This window comes from Streptomyces sp. SM1 (assembly GCF_002910825.1).
Classification (GTDB): domain Bacteria; phylum Actinomycetota; class Actinomycetes; order Streptomycetales; family Streptomycetaceae; genus Streptomyces; species Streptomyces okerensis.
The window spans coordinates 1-6405 of record NZ_NEUB01000813.1 but is presented as its reverse complement, the minus strand read 5'-3'; the positions used below and the strand labels follow the sequence as shown (position 1 = coordinate 6405).

The following is a 6405-nucleotide window of genomic DNA, read 5'->3' as shown; positions in this document are numbered from 1 at the left end:
TGCTCGAGGACGTTGGTCCGGCGCAGGAGACGATCGAGGGCCGCGGGCCGTGCACCAGGCCGGCGCCCGCGTGCTCCGCCGGCGCCCCCACCGTGTCCGTGGCCGTGAGGTGCTCGAGGACGTTGGTCCGGCGCAGGAGACGATCGAGGGCCGCGGGCCGGTTGTCCAGGTGCAGAACCGCGCCCGCGGCGCTGGTGTGACGGCGGATCATGAGCAGTTCGGCCAGCCCCAGCCGGTCGATGCCCGCCAGGGCGCGGAAGTCCAGCCGCACGGCCCGAGGCGGCTCCGGCCCGGTCAGACGCGCCACCACGACGGCGGTCAGCTCCGCGCCCCCGGTGCCGTCGAGTTCACCGGCCACGCGCACCGTCAGTGTGGCGGTCTCCCGGCCGGAGGCGGGACGGACACCGGCGTGGCGGGCCCCGCTCATACCGCGGTGCCGGGAGCGGCGGCGGCGTCCACCCCGTCCTGCAGGGCGGCCGCGCCCTCGTGGACGAGACGCAGCGCCCGGGGAAAGTCGTGCAACTGCTCACCGAGGATGTCGAGTCCCAAGGCCAGGGAGCGCACCGGGACGCCGCGGGCCGTGAGCACCTCGGAGGTCCACCGGAGGAATCCCGTGAACACCTCCGCGTCGTCCAGGTACAGGGCGGTGGTCAGGAAGTCGATGATGTGCACCAGGTCCTCGGCGGTCCGCTCCCGCTGCGCGTCGCTGTAATCGCGCATCGCCGGGAACCGGCTCTCCAGCTCGGCCAGCACCTGCTTGACCAGGCGGCTGCGGGACCGGACGACCATGGTGTACTCCTGGTCGGCCAGGTGCGGCAGGTCGTCGACCGCGGCCCGGACCGCCTTGGGCCGTGACAGACCGGCCTCCAGGGCGGCGGCCGCGCCACGGGCGTCCGGTGCCCACGCGTCGGCGCCCAGAGCCCGGGCGTGCCGGCCGTCCGTGCCGAAGGCCCTGCCGCCGGCCACCACCGGCACTCCGACCGCCTGACAGGCCGTGATCGCCGCGTGCGCGGCCGGCAGGTGCGTGGAGATCGACCCGGACAGCAGAACGGCGTCGGAGTTGGTGCGGTGCTGATGGGCGACGAGATGGGGGGTCGGCGTCTGGGCGCCCAGATAGTCCACCTGCCAGCCCCGCAGCCGCAGCACTTCGGCGACGAGCCGGGCCGGGAAGGCGTGCCACTCGCCGTCGACGCAGCTGACCGTCACCCGCCCGCGCGACGGGGCGTCGGGCCCGTCCTGCGGCCGACGGTGGACGAGGACGGCGATCACCCGCTCGTTGATGGCGGTGGCCGCGTGCTCCTGTGCCACGGTGATCCGGTCGGCGGCCCATTCGGCACCGATCTTCTCCTGTACCGCCGCGACGACGTCGAGCAGCAGGGCCTCCTCGTCCCAGCCCGCGTCCAGACCGGCGTTCACCGCGTCGACGGCGTCGTACTCGGCGCCCTCGATCACCGCATGCCAGAGCCGTTCACGCAGCTCCGCCGCTGACAAGGGGGGCCCGCTCACGTCGTCCTCCTCGAATGCTCGTTCCCGCTGCCGTCCGCCCCCGGCGGGGCCGTGCGCGGCGCGCTGATGGCGAGGGTGGCCATGTCGTCGTGGCTGCCGTTGCCCAGCCACTGCGCGGCCAGCATCTGCACCCGCTCCACGACCGCCTCCCCCGGCATACCGCCGCACTCCTCCAGGGCCTGGAGCAGCCGGTGCTCCCCGAACAGTTCGTCGCCCAGGGGGCCGCCGCGGGCCTCGGTGATGCCGTCCGTGTAGAGCAGGCAGGTCTCGCCGGGGGCGAGCCACTCCTCGGCCGTCTGCACCGTGACCGAGGACAGTGCTCCGACCAGGGTGCCGTGGGTGGCCGCCTCCTCGACGCGTCCGTCGGCGCGGACGATGAGCGGCGGCATGTGGCCCGCACTGGTCAGCCGGAGCCGGACCCGGCCGTCGTCCTCGCGCCTGACGCAGGCCAGCACGATGGTGGCGAAGCGTGTGTGGTGCGAGCTGAGCAGGGCGCCGTTGAGCAGGTTGAGGACCTGTTCGTGGTCGGACACCAGCGGCAGCAGCGCGTGCAGCGTGTTGCGGATCTTCCCGGTGAGGACCGCCGCATCGAGGCCCTTGCCCGCCACGTCGCCGAGCACGACGAACGTCTCCTGCGAGGCGTCCGCCCCGGGATGGACGTCGTAGAAGTCGCCGCCGATCCGCTCGTGGTCGCTGGCGGCGCGATAGCGCCCCGCGTAGTCCACCCCGTGCACGTTCTCCAGCGTCGGCGGCAGCAGTTCCCGCATGAGCGTGGCCGTGATCGCGCTCTGCTCGCTGTAGAGGCGCGCGGCCGACAGGGCGGCACCCGCCCGAGCGGCGAACAGGCGGGTGAACGCCTCCTCCTCCGGGCCGAACGCCTGCACCGTGCCGGAGCGGAGCAGGATCAGCGCGCCGGCGGACACCCCGTGACCGGGAAGCGGCGTGACGATGACGGAGCCGACCGCTCCGCCGAAGCCCGCCGGCACGACCCAGTCGGGAAGGGCCGCGGGGTCGATCCAGCGCGCGGGTACCGGCGGAAACCCCTGGAGGGCCTCGGCCAGCCCCGGTACGTCGCGGGGATCGATCTGATGCGAGGTGTGCGTGGCGGATCCGCCGCGCAGGGCCTGGGTCACGGGGTAGCGGCGCCCGACGGGCGGCAGGACGAGCAGCGCCGCGTCGGCCAGGTGCTCGGCCGCCAACTGCGTGGCGACCTCGGCGCAGCGCGGCACGTTCAGCGACGACAGCAGGGTGCTGGAGACCATGGCGCGGATCGCCGCCTGCTCCCGGGCGTCGAGCAGGGAGATCTCGGCCTCGCGGCGGCCGGTGGCGTCGACCAGCCACCAGACGACCTCGCCGTCCGCGAACGGGCCGGGGTGCGCCTCGAAGAACCGGCCGGCGATCTCCCCGGAGACCTGGAAGGTCTTCGCCGGGACGCCGGCCGCCGCGGTGAGACTCCGGTGCGCTTCCGCCAGCCAGGACGGCACCTCGTCCGCTCCCGGCGCTCCCTCGCGACGGTCCGCCAGAACCTGCCGGGCGGTCGGGTTCAGGTCCACGACCGTGCCGTTCTCGCCGAGGACCAGGACCGGGTAGGGGGCGTCCTGCCACGACGGACCGTCACGGACGTGCGTGACGCGCGGGTGGGCGGGTGGGCCGGGGGAAGAAATCACAGGCGCAGGCACGCGTCGTGCGCGCCCCACCACCTCTCTGTCGGAAAATTCGGTGTAGCTGCCACGGTCCCCCATCCGTCACCGCCGAAGCAACCGACCCGGGGGCCGGCCTGCTCGTCGGCGGCTGCGTACCCACGAACCGGGTGCCCAGTCCTGGCTCTCTCCATCATCCTTCTCTCAAGTCCGCGGTTCGTCGGCCCCGTCCACGACGGGCCGTGCCGTGCGGCGGTGGCCTCAGCGCACCGCCACGGCCGTCCCCACGGCGCGGTGGACGGCCCGGGCCAGTCGCGCTCCCCACAGGGAACGGGGCCCGGCGAAGGCGTACGTCTCCTCGCCGGGGACAGGTGTGCCGGCCATCACACACACCGCGTCGGTGGGCGTTCCGGAACAGTCGTGACCGGCCTCCACGAGCGCCTGCACCTTCGCCTCCGTGACGGTCGCCACAGCGTTGACCAGGGCGGCGTCACTCAGCGGCACCGGTAGGGCGGCGACGATGTTGATCGTGCCCGGTGCCTGCGGCGCGTCCGCACCCGCGCCGGGCACGGCGGCCCAGCCCCGCACGTCGATGCCGGCCGTGACGAAGGCGTCCACGCCCTCGTCGTGTCCGTGGGCGTAGGCCGAGACGTCCGCCGCCGTCATCAGCCCCGCTCCCGGACCCTCCGCGCCGGAGGCGGCGGCGAGACCGGCGAGATGCCGGTCGGGGTCGGTGCGCCGGTAGCCGTGGGAGACCTGCGCGTTGAGGACCCAGGCCCGCTCGCCGATGCCGCCGCCGAGCACCGAGCTGCTGATCATCCGGCGGCCGGGACCCGTCACCCAGAGCAGTGCGTGCAGCCGCTCACCGTCCTCCTCACGGGTCAGACGCCGCGGGCACGCGAGCGTGCGGGCGGTGGTGCGGGGCGGCGGGAGTACGGCGGTCACCGGGCGGGGCTCCTTGCAGGATAGGACCGGCCGATCGTACGGCCGCACGCCCGCACCGCGCGCACGGGGCCCGGTCAGTGCCGCGGCCGCACCTCCGCCCCGGGACCGCGGAAGCAGGCGGTGACGGTCTTGCCGTGGGGACAGGGATGTGCCTTCCACGCGTCGGCCAGGGCGTCCACGAGGAACATGCCGCGCCCGCCGACCCGTTCGGTGCTCGGATCCCGGGGCGCCGGAAGGGAGGCCGAGGTGTCGTGCACCGAGATGTGCAGGCAGGACTGATCCCACGTCATGATCAGTTGGGCGGTGCTGTGGGCGTGCCGGTGGGCGTTGGTGACCAGCTCCGACACGGTCAGCAGCACGGCGTCCACCGTCTCGGGGTGGGTGGTGGTCCAGCCCAGCGCGCGGAGGTGCCCGCGTGCCCAGTCCCGGGCCGCCTTCACCTCGCTGTCCAGCGGCAGTGAGCGTGCCCAGCCCACTGCGCGGACCGACGATCCGGTCATGGCGGTCCTTCCTCGTCACGGTCGCGCGGCCCGGTCGTCGGCTGCCGGGCCGCGCGCGGGAGTGGGCCGGGACTCAACGCCGGCCGCCGCGCAGCCTGCCCAGCAGTCGCTGGGCCTGGGCCCGGCGGCGGGGGTCGGCCGCGGCCCGGCGCACCTGCTCGGTCGTACGCCGCCCCTGGGGGCTCCTGGCGAAACGCTTGACGCGCTCGATCATGCTGGGCATCGGTGCTCCTTTTCCTGGGTGTACGCATCGGAACCTGCCGTACTCCGCCTACCCCCCGCGGGCGGAGTCAGCCCTGCGGCCGCCGGGCTCACGTCTCCCGCAGCGGCTCGTACACCTCGGCTCCCAGGCCGAACGTCCACGCCACCCCTTCCCGGGCCGTCCGGGTGGCGGGCGGGACACGCAGCCAGTACGTGCGGTGGGTGCCGTCCGGTTCGGGTGTGGAGTTGAGGACCTCGACCATGACGACCGGTTCGTCACCGGCCAGGTCGATGCGCCAGAGCGTGCCCGTCGCGTCCCGGTGCAGGGGCCGCGCCCCGGAGTCGGACAGGTAGACCTCGCCGACTACCGCGCCCGGTTCGACGGCCGCGCCCGGTTCGACGGCCGCACCCCGGGGGACGACTTCGCGGCCGAGCTGTCCCGCTGCGCCGGCCGCGGCTGGCTCGAGGACGGCGGCCCCGCTGCCGGCGTCCTGCGCCTGACCCCCGAGGGCCTGGCCCACTCCGACGCGATCGGACCGGAGCTGTTCTCCCCGGCCGTACAGGCCGCCATGGCCGGCTACGCGCGGAAGTGGGCCCCGCCCCATGGACCTGACCCTCCTCTACCGCGGCCCGCTGGCCTCCTGCGACTACGACTGCCCGTACTGCCCCTTCGCCAAGCGCCGCGACAGCCGGGAGCAACTGCGCGCGGACCGCGTTCGCCTGGAGCGGTTCGCCGACTGGGCCACCGAGCAGACCGCCGACCGGCTCGCCCTCCTCTTCACCCCCTGGGGCGAGGCCCTGGTCCGCTCCTGGTACCGGAACACCCTGACCCGTCTGTTCCATCTGCCCCACATCCGCCGCGTCGCCATCCAGACCAACCTCAGCTGCCGGACCGATTGGCTGGCCGACGCCGACCGGGACACCCTCGCCCTGTGGTGCACGTACCACCCGGGCCAGACGCCTTACCCACGCTTCCTCGCCAAGTGCCGTGAACTGGTCCGTCTCGGCATCCGGTTCAGCGTCGGCATCGTCGGACTGCCGCAGCACCTCGAAGCGGCCCGGCGACTGCGCGCCGACCTGCCGGAGGAGGCGTATCTGTGGGTGAACGCCGCCGAGGGTCACACCTACGACGACGCCGAGGCCGACGTGTGGACCGCGCTGGACCCGCTGTTCCCCTACAGCCGCCACCCCCACGCCAGCGCCGGCCTGCCCTGTCGCACGAGGGAGTCGGTGATCTCGGTCGACGGCGAGGGCACGGTCCGCCGGTGCCACTTCGTCCGCGCGGAACTCGGCAACCTCTACCACGGCAGCTACCGGCAGGCGCTGCGCCCACGCCCCTGCCCGCCCCTGCCCGCTCACCACCTGCGACTGCCACATCGGCTACGTCCACCTCGAAACGCTGCCGCTGTACGACGTGTTCGCGGGAGGCGTTCTGGAACGGATTCCGGCGCCCGCCGGGTAGCGCCGGGCGCGGGGACGTGTTTGCCGCGGGGGACAGCGGCAAGTCGGTGTCCATGAGTGAACAGAACAAGAATACGAACCAGAGGACCACGACCGCCCGTTCCGCCGCGTCCAAGACCCAGGACGCCGCGGACAAGGCCACCGCTCCCGCC

The 6405-nt window shown here is 73.9% G+C and carries 6 protein-coding genes and 2 pseudogenes; 1 reads left to right on the top strand and 7 read right to left on the bottom strand.

Annotated features, from left to right (window positions below; translation table 11 throughout):
• The 7 genes and pseudogenes from B9S61_RS25230 to B9S61_RS25205 all read right to left on the bottom strand — a co-directional run.
• The coding region (locus tag B9S61_RS25230; RefSeq protein WP_103544298.1) for an STAS domain-containing protein at window positions 1-427 on the bottom strand (427 nt) is incomplete at its 3' end.
• Entirely contained in the window at window positions 424-1506 is a 1083-nt protein-coding gene (locus B9S61_RS25225; protein ID WP_103544297.1) for a B12-binding domain-containing protein, read from the bottom strand. The genes B9S61_RS25230 and B9S61_RS25225, both read right to left, overlap by 4 nt.
• Window positions 1503-3173 (bottom strand): PP2C family protein-serine/threonine phosphatase, encoded by a 1671-nt coding sequence (locus tag B9S61_RS25220; RefSeq protein ID WP_258039847.1) that lies wholly within the window; start codon window positions 3171-3173, stop codon window positions 1503-1505. The genes B9S61_RS25225 and B9S61_RS25220 overlap by 4 nt, the downstream gene beginning before the upstream one ends.
• Window positions 3174-3407: 234 nt before the next feature.
• Complete coding sequence (locus tag B9S61_RS25215) at window positions 3408-4091, bottom strand: adenosylcobinamide amidohydrolase (RefSeq protein WP_103544295.1); 684 nt, start codon at window positions 4089-4091, stop codon at window positions 3408-3410.
• Between the two features lie 74 nt (window positions 4092-4165).
• The gene (locus B9S61_RS25210) at window positions 4166-4591 is read right to left on the bottom strand and encodes an ATP-binding protein (RefSeq protein ID WP_103544294.1); all 426 of its coding nucleotides are present in this window, start codon (window positions 4589-4591) and stop codon (window positions 4166-4168) included.
• 73 nt (window positions 4592-4664) lie between these two features.
• Window positions 4665-4814: a hypothetical protein gene (locus tag B9S61_RS41050; RefSeq protein ID WP_181007522.1), complete on the bottom strand. Its 150-nt coding sequence runs from the start codon at window positions 4812-4814 to the stop codon at window positions 4665-4667.
• Window positions 4815-4902: 88 nt separating this feature from the next.
• Window positions 4903-5145: pseudogene (locus B9S61_RS25205) on the bottom strand (DUF6745 domain-containing protein); the annotation flags it as partial.
• Between the two features lie 250 nt (window positions 5146-5395).
• Here B9S61_RS25205 and B9S61_RS25195 point away from each other — a divergent pair.
• Window positions 5396-6254 (top strand): annotated as a pseudogene (locus B9S61_RS25195) (STM4011 family radical SAM protein).
• Window positions 6255-6405 lie beyond the last annotated feature (151 nt).